The sequence below is a fragment of the Citrobacter sp. TBCS-14 genome (genome assembly GCF_005280805.1).
GTDB lineage: Bacteria > Pseudomonadota > Gammaproteobacteria > Enterobacterales > Enterobacteriaceae > Citrobacter > Citrobacter gillenii.
The window spans coordinates 1-248 of record NZ_SZWM01000964.1 but is presented as its reverse complement, the minus strand read 5'-3'; the positions used below and the strand labels follow the sequence as shown (position 1 = coordinate 248).

General features: G+C 52.4%; 1 pseudogene. It reads left to right on the top strand.

The annotated features are described in order from the left end of the window. Positions 1–248 (top strand): annotated as a pseudogene (hycE, locus tag FDX22_RS22280) (hydrogenase large subunit); the annotation flags it as partial.

The window sequence follows — 248 nt, the reverse complement described above, 5'->3', positions numbered from 1 at the left end:
TCTGCTGCCGATGGAAGTTCATAGCGAGCAAGGCTGCGACGTTATTTCTCGTCTGAAAGTTCGTATTAATGAAGTCTATACCGCACTGAATATGATCGACTTTGGTCTGGATAACCTGCCGGGCGGCCCGCTGATGGTGGAAGGCTTTACCTACATTCCTCACCGTTTCGCACTGGGCTTTGCTGAAGCGCCGCGTGGAGATGACATCCACTGGAGCATGACCGGCGACAACCAGAAACTGTATCGCT